Source organism: Bradyrhizobium sp. ARR65, from assembly GCF_000472385.1.
Classification (GTDB): Bacteria; Pseudomonadota; Alphaproteobacteria; order Rhizobiales; family Xanthobacteraceae; genus Bradyrhizobium.
This window is the reverse complement of the sequence record NZ_AWZU01000063.1, coordinates 1-15,716: the sequence shown is the minus strand read 5'-3', so window position 1 is coordinate 15,716 and position 15,716 is coordinate 1. Positions and strand designations below refer to the sequence as shown.

The window sequence follows — 15,716 nt, the reverse complement described above, 5'->3', positions numbered from 1 at the left end:
GGCAGCTTGATCCGCCGCGATGCTAGAGCATGATCCGGAAAAGTGTGAAGCGGTTTTCCGAAAGATCATGCTCTAAACTTACCGCATCATAAGCGGCTGTACCCCCTCGTCCTGAGGAGCTTGCGCGAGCCAAGCGTCTCGAAGGATGAGGCCGGTATCGGGGCCTCATGGCTCTCGGCGATGCGCAGCATCGTCCGGAGACGGCGCATTCCCGCCTCCTCACCATGAGATTTTACTGACGCAGTAAGACTAATGCGCAATGATGAAGTCGCTGGTGTGAAGGCTCGTGGCGACCACGTTCTTCAACAGCAAGCTGTCGTGAGGATCGATCGTCACGAGCGTGTCGTTCCCCTGCTGGGTGGCATTTGCCATCAGGTTCGAGACGGCGATGCTGTTACCAAACTGCCGCAGGTCGATCGTATCGAGATTGGGATCGAAGTCGGTGATGGTGTGCTGCACCGCATCCAGCCCGGAGGTCGGCTTGAACACGAACTGGTCGAGACCACCATTGCCGGTCACGCTGTCATTGCCGCCGGTTGCAAAAATGACATCGTTGCCGGCCGTGCCCTGCAGCGTGGCGCCGCTTCCGTTTTCACTGAAGACAAAGTGGACCGTTTCGCCGGCGCCGAAGCCGTCGGTCACGGTGAGATTGACCATATCGCTCGCCGGCGGATTTGCGCCGGGATGATAGGTGATCGCGCTCAACGCAGCATTGATCTGGGCGAGGCTGCCCGAGCCGGAATCCGGTGTGACGCTGCCTTCGGGAGCATCGCCGGTCGTGACCGCAAGGGTGAAGGTCCTGGACGCGGCCGACGGATCGGCGTCGTTGACTTGAATGCCTGAAATCGTGCTCGTGCCGTCTTCGTTCTGCGTGAGGGTGAACCTGTCGGTTTCGATCACGGGAACGCCTGTGACCGTAAGTCCCAACGCCTCACTCGTAATCTCCGGATTGCCGCTTGAGTTGTGCCCTTCGTCGTTGGCGGCCACGGTCAGCGTGTCGTGGCCGACGAAATCGTTGGCAGGCGTATAGATCACGCCCTTGGCCAAGGCCGCGTCGATATCGGCGACCGTGCCGGCAATGGCCACGGTGTCATGCGCCGCATCGAACGAGAGCGTCAGCCCTGTCGAATCCTTCAAGGCCAGCGCGCCGTGTCCGACCGACAACTGCACCTGGATCGGATCGCTCCCGGCGCCGGGGTCGGAGACGCTAATGGAGTTCAGCACGAGCGGCGCGTTCTCCTGCGTCACACTCGCGCTGCCGACCTCTATCGCGGGCGCGGGCGCCTGCAGGTCATCGGCATCGGAGGTGACGATGGCAGTCGCCGCGCTGACGGCGGAAGCGGGCGTTTCTATGAAGTCGAAGGTGGTCGCTTTCACGCGGATCGCGTATCCCTCATCGCTCTCCTGCACCAGGTACGTCGCACTGTCCGTTCCGATATCGGTCCAGGTGTAGCCGCCGTCATTCGAATGCTGCCACTGATAGTGAATGCTGGCATCGTCCTCATTGGTCGTGGTGTTGGCGGTGAGCGTCTGGCCTTCCTGTGCCTGACCGGTAATGGCCACATCCGTTCGAGCGAAGGCGAAAATATCCGCGCGCGTGTAAGTGACGTTGTCGAAGATGTGACCCGTCGTGCCGAAGGTCTGCGCGTAAGTCTGCGTTCCCTCGTTCAGCAGTTCGAACGAACCGGTGATATCGGACGTATTGACTGTGAGGTGCGCAAGGTCGACCTCGATCTGGGTGTTGCCGGCGAGCTGCTCGGCGGTGAGCGCCTGACTTGCAATTGTGGTGAACGTCGTGGTCGAGAAGTTCGCTTCAACGAGCTTGACCGTCACGCCACCGCGGCCGTCACCCGTGACATACAGGTCGACCATCTCGTCGTTCGGATGCGTGGCCGACGAATCGTTGAGATCGATACCGTATTGCTGGCCGCCGTATTGCGGAACCGTTAGATCAAATGTCGCGCTGACCGTGAAGGTGGCGTTCTCCTTGAGGCCTCCGCTGGAGACGTTCTCATCTTCGTTGTTGGTGCCCAGTCGCGCGATCACCTGCGCCCCATCGACGGTCGGAAGGACGACGGCCCCGGTGGACGACATGACGGACTGGCCGTCCCCCTCCGTCCAAATGCTGCCCTTGGTCAGGAAGGACACGGGGCTGCTGCCGAAGGTGCCGGCCGTCGGCGGCGCTTGCGCGAAGCTGTCGTCGAAAACCTGATTTCCGTTCTTGACGATCTTGAGCTCGTCGACCGCAAAGCTGAACGGCGCGATCAAGGTCGGCGCGATATCTGCCACGGCGCCGAGCGTGTTGACGGTCTGCTCGGTTTCTCCGGTCGAAGCGTCGACATAGGTCGTGACCAGCCGCAGATACTTCTCTTCGTCGTTCTCGGTCGGCACGTAATAGGAATGGGTGTCGACCTCTGTCCAGTACGTCGTTCCGTCATACGAGATCTGCCAGGAATAGGTCAGTCCCGACGTCACCGGGCCACCGTCATCGGTCACACCGATGACGTCGATCTCCGCACCTTGTGCGGCGCTGCTGGCGCTGAGCGTGGTGACGAGATCATCGCCTGGAGCTTCTGTGACCATCGTGTGGCCCGATGCATCGGCGCCAAGCACCCAGTGCACGCCGCTATAGTCGCCCGCGAGGTGGATATTGGCGACGTCGATGTCGCCGGCAAAGACCGAGAGGATGCCGTTGGCGTAGCTGACGGTCAGATCCGATGTGTAGCTGATGTCGGCAAGGTCGAGCGTGTCGTCATCGTCGAGCCCGGCGATAGTCCCGCCGAAGCTCGTGGAATGATCCAGGATCAGGGTGCCGGTCGCGCCCGTCTCGAAAGTGACGGTGGTCTGCGCATAGGCGCTCAAATTGCACGCGCTCAGTTCCAGCGTCGAGCCTCCGGCGATCTCGACATCACCCGAAAGTGCGCCCTTGAGATCGAGCGCACCGCCGGTCACCTCGATATGGCCGCCATCTTCGGTGATGTCTGCGCTGATGGTGTTGTTGCCGGCGACATTATAGAGCGTGCCGCTGATGCTGAGCGTGCCGCCCCAGATACTGGAATTGTCGAGCTCAACGTACGAGCCGCTCCCGATCGTGAGGGAGGCGCCCGTGACCGTGGTGTCGTCTAGCGTCAGCGTGACATCGGAATCGACGTTGATATATCCACCATTGAGCGCGGCGTTGTCGATCGCACTTGCGGAGACGACATGAATGGTCCCGTCGTCGGCGATCGTGCCGCCCTTGATCGTGGTGCGATCCAGCGTAAGCACGGAATGAGTGTCGACCTGGACAACGTAGCCATTGTTGACGGTCATGCCCGACAGTGTCGCGCCGGCGCAGGTGGAAATCTCCAGCGTACCCGCGTCCCCGATCGTCAGCGTCCCGCCCTTGATCGTCGTGCCGTCGCCGAGAATCAGACTGGCCGGTGGCGAGGATTCGCAATCCACCTGGATCGTGCCGCCGGTGTTGTCGACGCTGACGCCGTCGAACGTGGCGCCGGTCGATGTCTCGACATGCAGGCTGCCCGAATTGGTCAGGGTCCCGCCGGTCACAACAGTGCCGAGCTCGAGCGTCACAATGCCCGTGATGTTGATCGTGCCGGACGTATTGGTGACGGTTTCACCGTCCAGCGAGTTGCCGGCGCCGGAAATGTTGATCTGCCCCGAATTGTCGAGCGCGCCGTACGTCAGGGCCGCCGAGCCCGTCAGGTCGATCGTGCCGCCAGCCTGATTGGTGACCGTCCCCCCAATGACGGTCGCATCGTTCAGCGTCAAAGACGCGGCGGCGCCGACCGTTATGGTGCCGCCAGCGCTTGGCGTCTCTTCCTCGCCGACAAGGATCGCGCCACCGATATAATTGGCGATCGTGGTGCCCTGATCGAGCAGCAGGGCGGCGCCGGCCATCAGCTCCAGCGTGTTGCTCGCAGTGACGTCCTCGTCATGCAGCGCGTTGCCGATGCCGGTGACCTTGATCCGACCGGTATTGTCGAGCGTGCCGTCTTGCAGCACGCCCGAACCTTGTAATTCCAGGGTGCCCTTGACCGAGACAGTCCCACCGTCGATGACCGCAGTTTCCAGGGCGAGCGTTGCGCCGGCATCGACCGTGAGCTCGCCGGAATTGGCAACATCGGCCGCCACGCTCAGCGTGCCGCCCGCGACCTCGATGGTGCCGCCTTCGCTGTTGGTGATGTGGCTTGTGTCCGAGAAGTCACCGCCATGCCGAAGCGTCAGTGAGCCGGAGTTGACCAGCACGCTTTGGTCGAGGAACTCCGCTTTGCTGGCGAAGCTGATCGTTCCGGAATTAACGAGGCTGCTCTCGTCCAGGAAATCCGCCTCGCCGCCGACGGTGACCGTGCCGTGATTGTTGATCTTCGCGTCGGCCTTGACACTGAGCCCACCCGCACCGATGGCGAGCTCGCCGGTGCTCAGGATGTCGAGCTCCGGCTTCCCATCGGAGAAGTCGTTCATCGTCAGCGAGTGGGCGACCGCGGCGTTTGCGCCGTTTGCATCGACCACGACCGGATAGGACGGCGTCAGCCCGCGGAGCTGATCGGTGATGATGATGACATCGTCATTGGCGGCTGGAGCAGTCCCGGTTTCCCAATTCCGCCCGGTGTTCCAGGAATTGTCAGGCGAACCGTCGCCGCTCGTGTGGATCCAGACCACCGCCGCATTGTCGGTGCCCGTGATGGTAATGGTGATGTCCTGGGTGGAGGTGGCGCCCTGGGAATCCGTGACCGTCACCGCATAGGTGAGCGTAAGGACTTCATCCTTGGGGATGAAATCCGCGATATAGACCGGAAGCGCCGCAAACTGCCAGTCGATGATCCCCGCCCCGGCGCCGGTGCTGTCGGTCGCGATCGAAGCGGTCAGCGCCTTGTTCAAAATATCAAGCGGTCCTGGCGGAAGATCCTGATTGAGCAGGGCGACGGAAACCGTGTGCGTGTCGGTGAGATCGACATCGGTAAAGGCCAGCGTGCCCTTGGCCGGATCGTTCAGCGTGCCGCCGGGCACATTGGTGCCGCCGGAGAGCGCAATCTTCTCTGCACCGGTGGTAATGACGGGCGCGTCATTCGTGCCGGTGACCCTGATGGCGATCGGGACGGTCGTATATTCGTTGTTCGGCGCGTAGTTGTTGTCGACCCGCACCCGATAGGTCAGCGTCAGCGTCTCGCCGGCGGCCAGGAAATCGAACGCCTTGTCGGCAATGCTGTAGCTGAAAGTGGCCCCACCCGTATTTTGGTTGCCCGGATCAGGGACGACGGTGAGCTTGAGCTCCGTCGCCAGGACATCGGCAAGCTGCTGCGCGTTGAGCGACGCCGTCACGTCCTGGTGCTGGGCGTTTTGATAGCTGAAGGAGCTGAAGGTGATCTTCACCGTCGGCTGGTCACCGACATTGATGTCCGCAAAGTTCACTCTGCCCGAGATCGTGTCGGAGTCCGTCGCATCGCCGGTCTGTCCGACGCGTTCGGCCAGCGCGAAGCTCGTGGTGGGCTGGCCATGGGCGTCGAGGATCGCGACGTTGGGAGGCCCGGGAATATGAAAAATCGAGCTGTTTGACACGTTCGAATTCTGGGCGGACGAGTTGCCGTCGCTGCCGACGGTCTGGAAGACCGGCGTCGCGGTCGCGCCACTCGCCAATTTGATGATCGGCCCGACGAGCAGCAGCGGATTGAGCGTGTCCGTCTGCGCTGTGGTCGTCTTCGGATTGGTGTCGTTGGCGCTGAACTTCAGCGAGAACACGTCCGTGATGAGCTTTTGAATTTCCTCCGACAGCGGCGCGGAGGTCTGGCTGACAACACCGTTGGAGATGTTGATCTGCTGGCCGGCCTGGTTGACGACCGCGATCGGCTGCAGCGTGGTCTTGTCGAACAGGATGTAGGATCCGGTGTGCCCGTCCGGCTCGATCAGCACCTGGAATTTGGCGTCTGGAGCCGTAGCCTGGCCCGGCACGGCGAAGTCGATCTCGACCAGCACCGCAGTGCCGCGGATGCCCATGGTCGCAACGGGCGTATCGACTTTCATGTCGCCGTGCTTGGCGGTCTCGCCCGCGACGAAGGTGATGGTGCCGGCGACGAGGCTCAAGAGCGACGAATTGCTCGAGCCGTTGGGATCATAGACCATCTCGTTGAGCACCATCCTCGCGTTCGAGGACAGGCCGAACACGGTGCCGTCGATGAAGGTGAGGCCGAGCGTGGAATCCGCGCCCGACTGGACGACGTCGCCTTTCTCGACGTTGTCCCCCATGTTCAGGATGATGGAGACGCCGTTGCGGATCGCGGTCGCGCTGCCCACGAGCTTGGTGACATGCCCGATGACCTGACCGCTCGAGGCGGGCGCGCCGGCCTGGCTGAGTTCGACCGCGCCGGTCAGCGCATTGACGATGTCGCCGGTGAGATGGGCGCCATCGGGCGAAGCCAGCGGCGCGCGCTTCTCACCCTTGAAGTAATCATGCAGGACGAACGCGTGGTCGTCCTTGGATAGGATCAGGTCGAGCCCGGAGCGCTTGAAATCCGCATTGAATAAGAGGTGCGCGTCGGGAACGACAATGGCGTCCGGTGGCGCATGGCCCTGAACCTTGTCGACGTGAACATAAGAATGAGATGCCGTGCCCTGGCCGTCGGGGGCAATCGTGGCATTAAATTTACCAATGTAATTCAATGGGCCACCGCAATACGGTTAATATCTACATAAAAATCAATGTTGAAAGCTTGCCATATCACTGGCGGGCGGATTGCGGAACCATCTTAAGCGCGTGGGAGTGACAGCAGGAGCGCAAGTAAATCTCGATCTATTCGAACATGGATCGCATACAATGAAGTAATATTTGCCCGCTTTATGGGCATATTTGGTAAATTCACGGACGTAACGAGCCATGTAACGTAGATCAAAGTATAGATTTCATACCAATACTTTGGATTGCTTCAGCCCACACCCCGTCGCGGGATAGTGCGTGATTTTCCCAGCTAAAGCTGTGATCTGGATGACAAATCCGCGGGCATCCCACGCATTAGCCATATCCAGCGGAAATCGGCGGCCCCACAACTGACGCGTGCAGTTTGCGTCGCTTCACGGAGGGCCGACGCCTTGCGATCAATAAAAGTGTCGGCAAAGCCGCAAACCGGCTTTTAGCCTGATTCGAGCTTTCCGACCGCAAGGCCGCCGCGCTTAAGCAGAACAAAAGCGCCCTCCCCCATCATCGTCCACGAAACGATCCGGTCACGCGCGAGTGCAGCAAGCCTCAACGATGGCCGGACAGGGGCGTCAGATGGGGCTTCTCAGTCGTCAGCGCATCGCGCTTGCGGCCGTGCTAGCGTGCGGCTTGGCGTATTTTGCACCGGCAACCGCGCTTGAGGCGGCTTCGCCCGATTCGACTCATGCAACCGAGCTGCCTGTCCCGAGCACCGAACCGTTCGGGCTGTCCACCTCGCCCCTAACTGCCGGCGCGCTGCAAGACAAATGGAGCGCGCTTGCACGCAAGCTTGACGACGAGCGGGTGCAGCTCGCGCTTTGCGATGGCGACCGCGAGCGCTGCGCCTCGGATGCGGCGCTGCGGTTTCTCGCCATCGTCGATCTGGGCCGCTCGCGCGAGGGCCGCGCCCGTTTCGGCGAAATCAATCGCGCAATTAACCTTGCGATCCACCCGATGAGCGATCTCGCGCAATACGGCGAAGTGGACGTCTGGAGCTCGCCGCTTGCGACCTTCGACCGCGGCGCCGGCGACTGCGAAGACTATGCAATCGCCAAATTCGTCGCGCTACGCCAGGCAGGCGTGTCGGCCAAGGATTTGCGCATCATCATCATGCGCGACGTCTTTCATGGCGGAGATCATGCCGTGGCTGCGGCAAGGTTGGACGGACACTGGCTGATGCTGGACAACCAGCGCATGGCGATGGTCGAAGACTCTTATGTGCGCAACTACCGGCCGCTATTCGTCATGGACGAGCAGCACCTGAAGAAATACGCGGATCCGGAGCTGCTCGCTGCGGGACCGGATCGCGATGCCGCGCCGTCAATTGCAGCTCAGCCCGGCCTGATCGCCGCCTCGAACTAGAGCAGTCGCCGGGCTGAGCGAATCGAGGGCGCGCGCCGCCCAACTTCCGCGCGTCATTGCGAGCGCAAGCGATGCAATCCAGACTTTCTCCGCGGATGCAGTCGGGATTGCTTCCGCCTACGCGCAAAGGCGCTTCGGCGGGACTCCAAGCCTCGCCAAAGCTCGCACAGCGAGCGACGGCGGATCGCCGCTTCGCCGCTCGCAATGACGGGTATTCGTCGCATCCGATTCACTGTGCCGAAATATCTTTTGGCGATGTTCGAACGTCGAGGCGCAAGAACCATCCAGTGACGATTTCATGAAAGCGGATCTGCCGGCCCTGCAGGTGCAAGGCTTAACAAAGCGTTTTGACCGGCTAGCAGTCGACGCACTCGACCTTACAGTGCGCGCCGGCGAATTCTATGCGCTGGTTGGCCCGAACGGCGCGGGCAAGACCACCACCTTGCGTATGGTCGCAGGCCTGCTGCGGCCCGATGCCGGCTCCGTTTCGATCTTCGGGGTCGACGCGCTGCGCGATCCCATCGCAGCCAAGCAGATGGTGGCGTGGGTCTCCGACGAGCCGATGATCTATGACAAGCTGACGCCGCTCGAATATCTCGAATTCGTCGCCGGCCTCTGGGGTGTCGATCCCTCCGTCTCGACGCCTGCCGCGCGCGACCTTCTGATCTCGCTCGGGCTCGAGCCGCATATCAGCGAGCGCTGCGAGGGCTTCTCCAAAGGCATGCGCCAGAAGGTGGCGCTCGCCGGCGCGCTGGTGCACGATCCCCGGCTGATCATCCTGGACGAGCCGCTCACCGGCCTCGACGCGGTTTCCGCCCGCCACGTCAAAGGCTTGTTGGGCGAAAGGGTACGTGCCGGCTGCACCGTGATCATGACCACGCACATTCTCGAGGTGGCCGAGCGGATGGCCGACCGCATCGGCGTCATCGCGGCCGGCCGGCTGGTCGCGGAGGGCACGCTGACCGAGCTGCGCGAACAGAACGGCCATGCCAATACCAGCCTTGAGGATCTCTTCATCGCGCTGGTCGATGTGAAGGCCGAGGCGGCATGAACACGGTGACGACGCTCACCTGGTTTGCCCGCCACGAACTCAGGCTCGCATGGCGCGAATGGCTCGCCATGATCACCGGTGGGCGGCGCGGGCGGAGGCGCGCGGCGGTCATCGGCCTGATCGTTTTCGCCGCCATCATGCATCTTCCGGCCTATGCCGTGATCGGCCGCTTTGCCGACTTGCAGGAGCCGCTCGACAAGACATCCCTGATCGTCATCACGTCGACGATCTTCCTGGCCTGGGCCCTCATGCTGTCGCAGGCGATCGAGTCGGTCACGCGCGTGTTCTATGCCCGCGCCGATCTCGATCTGATCATGTCGTCGCCGGCAAGGCTCACCAATCTCTTCTCGGTGCGCATTGCCGCGATCGCTTTGATGGTTACCGGCATGGCGCTGTTGTTCTCGACGCCCTTTGTCGACGTTCTGATTCTGTGCGGCGGCATCCGCTGGCTGGCTGCCTTCGGCGTCGTCGCGGCTGTCGGGCTCTCGGCGACTGCGCTGGCGATCGCGGTCACGATCCTGCTGTTTCGCCTGATCGGTCCAGGAAAGACCCGGCTGATCGCCCAGATTCTCGCCGCCTTCATCGGTGCAGGCTTCGTCATCGTGCTGCAGATCGCCGCGATCGTTTCCTACGGCACGCTGTCGCGCTTTGCCGTTCTCACCTCAGATGCCGCGGCTGCATTCGCGCCGGATGCCGATAGCCTTGTTTGGTGGCCGGCGCGCGCGGCACTCGGCGACGCGGGGGCGCTCATGCGTCTGCTCTCGGCCAGCCTGCTCCTGCTTGGCGGCGTGATGGCAATCTTTTCGCCGCGCTTTGCCGATACCGCGACCGCCGCTTCCACACAGGCGATCTCCAGTCGCCGGGGACGGCAAGCCGCTGCGTTCCGCGGCGGCTCGCGGCAGCAGGCGCTGCGCCGCAAGGAGTTCCTGTTGCTCGGGCGCGATCCATGGCTGGTCTCGCAGACCTTGATGCAGTTGCTCTACCTCGTGCCGCCCGCGCTGTTGCTGTGGCGAAGCTTCTCCGACAATTCAGGCGCGATCCTGCTGATCACGCCGGTCCTTGTGATGGCGGCCGGGCAGCTCGCGGGCGGGCTGGCCTGGCTGACCATATCAGGCGAGGACGCCGCCGACCTGGTCGCGACCGCACCATTATCACCGTCGGCGGTCCTGCGCGCCAAGATCGAGGTTGTCCTGATTGCGATCAGCGCGATTTTCGCGCCATTGACCGCAGCGCTCGCCTTTGCCGCGCCGCTGCAGGCGCTGGTCACGGCCGGCGCCGTCATCGTCAGCGCCGCCTCGGCAACCGCGATTCAGCTCTGGTTTCGCGTGCATGCGAGACGCAGCCAGTTCCGCCGCCGCCAGACCTCATCACGGCTCGCAACCTTTGCCGAAGCCTTCTCCTCAATTGGCTGGGCCGCGACATCGGCGCTGGCGCTGGCGATTCCCATCGGGGCCGCGCTGACCGGCCTCATGACCGCAGGCATTATCGCGGCAGCCTGGAAGCTCAGCCCGCGACGGGAGTGATTGTCAGCCAATCAACTCCAGCACCGCGGCTGCAAAGGCTTCCGGCTCTTCCTGCGGCAGATTATGCCCGGCGCGGTGAATGACGCGATGACGGCGCGATCCCACGAATCTCGCCGCCTGCGCGGCGCCATCCGTTGCCGGAGCGACCCCGTCGGCATCACCGTCAAGAGTGATCGCCGGCACCGTGATCGGCGGCAGCGCCGCCAGCCGGCGCTGAATGTCGGCATAGCGCGGATCGCCGGCCGCAAGCCCGTAGCGATGCCGGTAGCTGTGGATCGCGATGTCGACGAAGTCGGGATTGTCGAATGCCGCCGCCGTGCGCGCGAACGCCGCATCATCGAACTGCCAGTTCGGCGACCATTGTCGCCAGAGAATTTTTGCGATCTCCCGACGGTTGGCGGCGAGCCCGGCGCGGCCGCGCTCGATCTGGAAATAGTATTGATACCAATATGCGACTTCGCGTTCGACCTGCGCGGGCAGCATGGCATTGGCGATGTCCTGGATCAAATAGCCGTTCACCGAAACCAGGCCGATGCAGCGCTCGGGCCACAGTGCGGCGCCAACGCAGGCGGCGCGCCCGCCCCAATCATAGCCGGCAAACACCGCGCGCTCGATCGACAGCGCGTCGATCAACGCGATCAAATCCGCGCCGATGGCGGCCTGCTCGCCGGAGCGCGGCGTCGAGGGGTCGAGAAAACGGGTCGGGCCGTAGCCGCGCAAATAGGGAACGATGACCCGGCAGCCTTTTTCCGCAAGCATCGGCGCGACATCGACATAGGAATGGATGTCATAGGGAAAGCCGTGCAGCAGCACGGCGGCCGGGCCGTCCGCCGGCCCTGCCTCGTAATAGGCGACATCGAGCAGGCCGGCGTCGATATGGCGCAGCGGCTCCAGCCGCTCGGACGAAGATGCGCGAACCGCCATCATTGCAACTCCCCATCGGCCGCCATCATGGCGGCGCTGACGTTCTGTTGATCGGCGAGATCATAGTTCGGTCCGCCGTTCGGCGATACAGTTTGGGCGTCGACAATCGCCGGGCCTTGCCGTGTTCCGCTGTCTTTCCGCCATTTTCGTCCTGCTGGGCTTTTTCATGGCGCCGGCCGGAGCCCAGGATGCTCAGCGCAGCGAATGCATGGCGATCTCGCAAGCCCCGCGCGCGACGCCGGTCAGCCTGCGCCAGGCTGCCGCCGACACGGACGAGGTCGCAATCACCTATGGCGGCCATTCGACCTACTTCATCGACACGCCCGGCGGCGTGCGGATCGCGACCGACTATAGCGGCGCCTACCAGATCGGCCGGCTGCCTGATGTGGTCACCATGAACCGCGCGCATTCCACGCATTACACCCTGTTCCCGGATCCGCGCATTCCCCATGTGCTGCATGGCTGGCGCGATGACGGACAGCCCGCGCACATTTCCGAGCGGATCGGCGACGTCTTCATCCGCAATGTGACGACGGACATTCGCCGCTACTATGGCGACTATTCGGGCACCGACATGATCAAAGACGGCAACTCGATCTTCATCTTCGAGGTCGCCGGGCTCTGCATCGGTCATCTCGGTCACCTGCATGTCAAGCTCGACGACAGCCATTTCGCGGCGATCGGCCGGCTCGATATCGTGATGGTGCCGATCGACGGCACCTACACCATGTCGCTCGACGGGATTTCGGACATCACACGACGTCTGCACGCCTCCGTCGTGCTGCCGATGCACCGCTTCGCCACTCCGCTGGAAGAATTCATGCAGCGGATCGGCAAGGATTTCTCTATCGATGTCCGTAGCGAGCGGACCCTGAAGATTTCCCGCGAGACGCTGCCGGCGACGCCCACAGTGATCATTCTGGAAGGCGTGTAGGCCGACCGCAATTTTCTCCAAGTCTCACCGGTGATGCCGTGCTGATCTCCGCAAAAATGGAGATCCCGCATGGACGCCTCACAGATCGATTTCGCCGCGGTGCTGCACGCGCAAGGACCCGATCCCGAACGCGCCGAGACGCTGCAACTCTATGGACGCTTCGTCGGAAGCTGGGATGCTGAGATCACGGCGCACGGCGCCGACGGCATCAGCCATCAGGCGCGCGGCGAAATCCATTTCGGATGGGTGCTGCAAGGCCGCGCGATCCAGGATGTCTGGATGATCCCGCGCCTCTCCGAGCGGAGCACCGCACCCGTCTTTCCGATTGCCGGCAACTGGTACGGCACGACGATCCGGGTTTATGACCCGACAATCGATGCCTGGCGTATCTACTGGATCGATCCCGCGACCAACGCCTTCCGCCAGCAGATCGGACGGGCGCAGGGGCCGGACATCGTCCAGGAAGGCACGACCGAGAGCGGCGTGCACACGCGCTGGAGTTTCACCGAGATCACGACGAACTCGTTTCACTGGCTCGGCGAGGCCAAGCCCGCGGGCAGCCCGGACTGGCGGCTCGTGGTGGAGGTTCGCGCGCAGCGCCGGTGATTCTGCCTGGCGAACCTGGGCCCAGAGCAGTCGCCGCGCTGAGCGAATCGAGAGGAAGCGCGCCAACCTCCGGCGTCATCGCGAGCGCAAGCGAAGCAATCCAGACTTTCTCCGCGGATGCAATCTGGATTGCTTCCGCCTTCGCGCAGAGGCGCTTTGGCGGGACTCCAAGCCTCGCCATAGCTCGCCGAGCGAGCGGCGGCGGGTCATCGCTTGCGCCCCTCGCAATGACGGGCTTGGCCGAAGACGCTCGTCCGCCTCGGCAGCCTGATCGGCGGACGCGCTAGCCTGCCCCCATCAGGCTCGCGGCCTGGCGGGTGCCGATCGGGAAGAAGATCCGCTTCAGCTTGTTGATCGCACGCCCCGCAAGTCCGAGCACGAAGGGCTGCGTCTTGCGGCAGAAGGCGAGCTTCTTCACATGACCTTCGACATGCCACTTGGCATGCGCGCCGTCGCGGAAGAAGATAACGTCGCCGGGACCGTAACGTGTCGGGCGCATGGTATCGCTCTCGAGCACGATCGATCCTTCCAGGATCAGGATCGTCTCATCGAAAGTGTAGTACCAGTTGAACTTGCCTTCGGTGCAGTGCCAAACGATTGTGGAGGCGAGCCCGTCGGCGCTGCGCGACAGCTCGCAGCCCGTCGCCTCCGGCTTGCCTTCGAGAATCCACGACGGCTCGATCGGACGCGGCGTCATTTCCACGTCGGTCTTGCCAATTTCGATCATCTTGCGCGACATCGATCCCCCCTGAATGGAAAGCAAAAGCGGCAAGCCCTGAGCGAGCAGCCGCCGTTGCACCCAACCTAGCCGCGTGCTTTTAAGCCTTCCTTTCGAAAGTCCTTACAATTGATCGAAAAGGCGGAGATTGCGGGGGCGGTCCGTTAAACACTCCGTTCATGGTGAACGCAGCCGCAGTCCGTCTCATATTCTTTGCAATCTCGAGATTCCGGGTTCGATGCTTCGCATCGCCCCGGAATGACGTTCGGTCACTTCGCCCATTCGCCCTTGCGGAACACGGGAACGCGGCGGCCATCGGCGTGGACGCCGTCGATATCGGTCTGGTCGGAGCCGATCATCCAATCGATGTGGATGAGGCTCTGGTTGCCGCCTTGGGCCGCAATCTGCTGCGGGCTCAGCTTGTCGCCGCCCACGAAGCACTTGGAATAGCACTGGCCGAGCGCGATGTGCGAGGCGGCGTTCTCGTCGAACAGGGTGTTGAAGAACAAGAGTCCGCTCTTCGAGATCGGCGAGGAATGCGGCACCAATGCCACTTCGCCGAGCCGGCGGGCGCCCTCATCGGTGTCGAGCACCTTGGTCAGGACCTCCTCGCCGCGGCTCGCGCGTGCCTCGACGATGCGTCCCTCCTCAAACTTCACGGCGATGTTGTCGATCAGCGTGCCCTGATAGGAGAGCGGCTTTGACGACACCACGTGGCCCGAGACGCGCCGGCAATGCGGCGTCGTGAAGACCTCTTCGGTCGGGATATTGGCGTTGCAGATAATGCCGTTCTTGGCGAGCGAGGCGCCGCCTTCCCACTCATGGCCATCGGCGAGCCCGATCGTGAGGTCGGTGCCGGGGCCGGTATAATGCAAGGCATGGAAACGCTGGCCGTTCAGCCATTCGGTGCGATCGCGCAACGTGGCATTGTGCCGGTCCCATTCGGCAAGCGCATCCTCGCGATCGACGCGTGAGGCAGAAAAGATCGCCTCGGCAAGCTTTGCTACCGCAACCGCTTCCGGCTCCTCCGGAAATACCTGCTCGGCCCAGGATGGACTCGGATAGGCGATGATGTTCCAATTGGTGTCGAAATTGACGATTTTCTCCAACGCCGGCTGATAGGCCATCGAATTGGCCTTGCTGGCGCGCGCCACCTTCACCGGATCCTCGCCCGACAGCAGCATGGGATTGTCGCCGACGACGGCAAGCCGCGCGGTATTTTGCGAGAACGCCTTGCCCATGCCCTCATAGAGCCAGGCAGCGGCGTGATCAAAACCGGCATCACGGCCGAAGCGGTAGCGCGCCAGCGTCACGGTCTCGTCGGACAGGATCGGCGTGACGATCCCGGCCCCTGCCTTGTAGGCATATTCGGCGATCTTGCGTACCAAAGGCAGCGCAACCGCGGGCGCGGTCACCAGCAGATCCTGGCCCTCGCGCAATCGCAAGCCCACCTTGATCGCCACTTCGGCGAGGCGGTCAAGTTTCACTGGATCGACGGGGATGGAAGGGTTGCGCTCAAGTGCGGTCATGTACGGTAGGCCTGTTGTGGAGGATAGGTCAGCATATAGTGCGTTTGGTGCGCGATGGAAGCGGAACCGGGGGCGTTCGCCGCTCGAAGCGTTATCGTCTTGGATGAAGCGTGTTCCTCACCATCACCGTCACCCCGCGNAAACGGCGTTCGCCGTTTGNGCGGGGATGACGGGTTAACATGGGCGCTCGCTTCAATTCGATCACGCTCTAGCCACCCGGCTCCGAGAACCAAAGCCTGAACTTCAGACCCGGCGCATTGTCCAGCATTTCGATCTGCGCCCCGTGCAGACGCGCCACCGCGGCGACCAGGCTGAGCCCGAGACCGTTGCCCGGCGTGTAGCGGCTTTGCTCGAGACGGTAGAAGCGCTTGAATACGTGGT

10 protein-coding genes are annotated in these 15,716 nt (G+C 62.8%); 5 read left to right on the top strand and 5 right to left on the bottom strand.

What is annotated here, in order from left to right:
* Window positions 1-249: 249 nt before the first annotated feature.
* Window positions 250-6,657 carry a FecR domain-containing protein gene (locus F758_RS0138170; protein WP_024512766.1) on the bottom strand — a complete coding sequence of 2,136 codons (6,408 nt, stop codon included), beginning with the start codon at window positions 6,655-6,657 and terminating at the stop codon, window positions 250-252.
* A 607-nt stretch (window positions 6,658-7,264) separates the two neighbouring features.
* Here F758_RS0138170 and F758_RS0138165 point away from each other — a divergent pair.
* The 3 genes from F758_RS0138165 to F758_RS0138155 all read left to right on the top strand — a co-directional run bounded on the left by F758_RS0138165 (window position 7,265) and on the right by F758_RS0138155 (window position 10,624).
* The gene (locus tag F758_RS0138165) at window positions 7,265-8,050 is read left to right on the top strand and encodes a transglutaminase-like cysteine peptidase (protein ID WP_024512765.1); all 786 of its coding nucleotides are present in this window, start codon (window positions 7,265-7,267) and stop codon (window positions 8,048-8,050) included.
* Between the two features lie 298 nt (window positions 8,051-8,348).
* On the top strand, window positions 8,349-9,101 hold the full coding sequence (locus F758_RS0138160) for an ABC transporter ATP-binding protein (RefSeq protein WP_024512764.1): 753 nt from the start codon (window positions 8,349-8,351) through the stop codon (window positions 9,099-9,101).
* Window positions 9,098-10,624: a hypothetical protein gene (locus tag F758_RS0138155; RefSeq protein WP_024512763.1), complete on the top strand. Its 1,527-nt coding sequence runs from the start codon at window positions 9,098-9,100 to the stop codon at window positions 10,622-10,624. The genes F758_RS0138160 and F758_RS0138155 overlap by 4 nt, the downstream gene beginning before the upstream one ends.
* Window positions 10,625-10,627: 3 nt before the next feature.
* Here F758_RS0138155 and F758_RS0138150 read toward each other — a convergent pair whose 3' ends face one another.
* Window positions 10,628-11,548, bottom strand: a complete 921-nt coding sequence (locus tag F758_RS0138150; protein ID WP_024512762.1) for an alpha/beta fold hydrolase — start codon at window positions 11,546-11,548, stop codon at window positions 10,628-10,630.
* Between the two features lie 121 nt (window positions 11,549-11,669).
* Between F758_RS0138150 and F758_RS0138145 the strand changes: the two genes are divergently transcribed.
* Together F758_RS0138145 and F758_RS0138140 are read left to right on the top strand one after the other, a co-directional pair.
* Entirely contained in the window at window positions 11,670-12,482 is an 813-nt protein-coding gene (locus F758_RS0138145; RefSeq protein ID WP_024512761.1) for an MBL fold metallo-hydrolase, read from the top strand.
* A gap of 69 nt (window positions 12,483-12,551) precedes the next feature.
* A complete protein-coding gene (locus tag F758_RS0138140) occupies window positions 12,552-13,088 on the top strand; it encodes a hypothetical protein (RefSeq protein ID WP_035724566.1) in 537 nt (178 codons plus the stop codon).
* A gap of 283 nt (window positions 13,089-13,371) precedes the next feature.
* Here F758_RS0138140 and F758_RS0138135 read toward each other — a convergent pair whose 3' ends face one another.
* The 3 genes from F758_RS0138135 to F758_RS52400 all read right to left on the bottom strand — a co-directional run.
* Window positions 13,372-13,827 (bottom strand): cupin domain-containing protein, encoded by a 456-nt coding sequence (locus F758_RS0138135; protein ID WP_024512759.1) that lies wholly within the window; start codon window positions 13,825-13,827, stop codon window positions 13,372-13,374.
* Between the two features lie 248 nt (window positions 13,828-14,075).
* Window positions 14,076-15,335 (bottom strand): aminopeptidase, encoded by a 1,260-nt coding sequence (locus tag F758_RS0138130; RefSeq protein WP_024512758.1) that lies wholly within the window; start codon window positions 15,333-15,335, stop codon window positions 14,076-14,078.
* Between the two features lie 208 nt (window positions 15,336-15,543).
* Window positions 15,544-15,716: sensor histidine kinase (locus F758_RS52400; RefSeq protein WP_349543900.1), on the bottom strand; the 173-nt coding region annotated here is incomplete at its 5' end.

Coding starts and splice junctions, on each gene's coding strand:
- F758_RS0138130 (WP_024512758.1), bottom strand. CDS start 15,335: ATGACCGCACTTGAGCGCAACCCTTCCATCCCCGTCGATCCAGTGAAA.
- F758_RS0138140 (WP_035724566.1), top strand. CDS start 12,552: ATGGACGCCTCACAGATCGATTTCGCCGCGGTGCTGCACGCGCAAGGA.
- F758_RS0138165 (WP_024512765.1), top strand. CDS start 7,265: ATGGGGCTTCTCAGTCGTCAGCGCATCGCGCTTGCGGCCGTGCTAGCG.
- F758_RS0138135 (WP_024512759.1), bottom strand. CDS start 13,827: ATGTCGCGCAAGATGATCGAAATTGGCAAGACCGACGTGGAAATGACG.
- F758_RS0138155 (WP_024512763.1), top strand. CDS start 9,098: ATGAACACGGTGACGACGCTCACCTGGTTTGCCCGCCACGAACTCAGG.
- F758_RS0138150 (WP_024512762.1), bottom strand. CDS start 11,548: ATGGCGGTTCGCGCATCTTCGTCCGAGCGGCTGGAGCCGCTGCGCCAT.
- F758_RS0138160 (WP_024512764.1), top strand. CDS start 8,349: ATGAAAGCGGATCTGCCGGCCCTGCAGGTGCAAGGCTTAACAAAGCGT.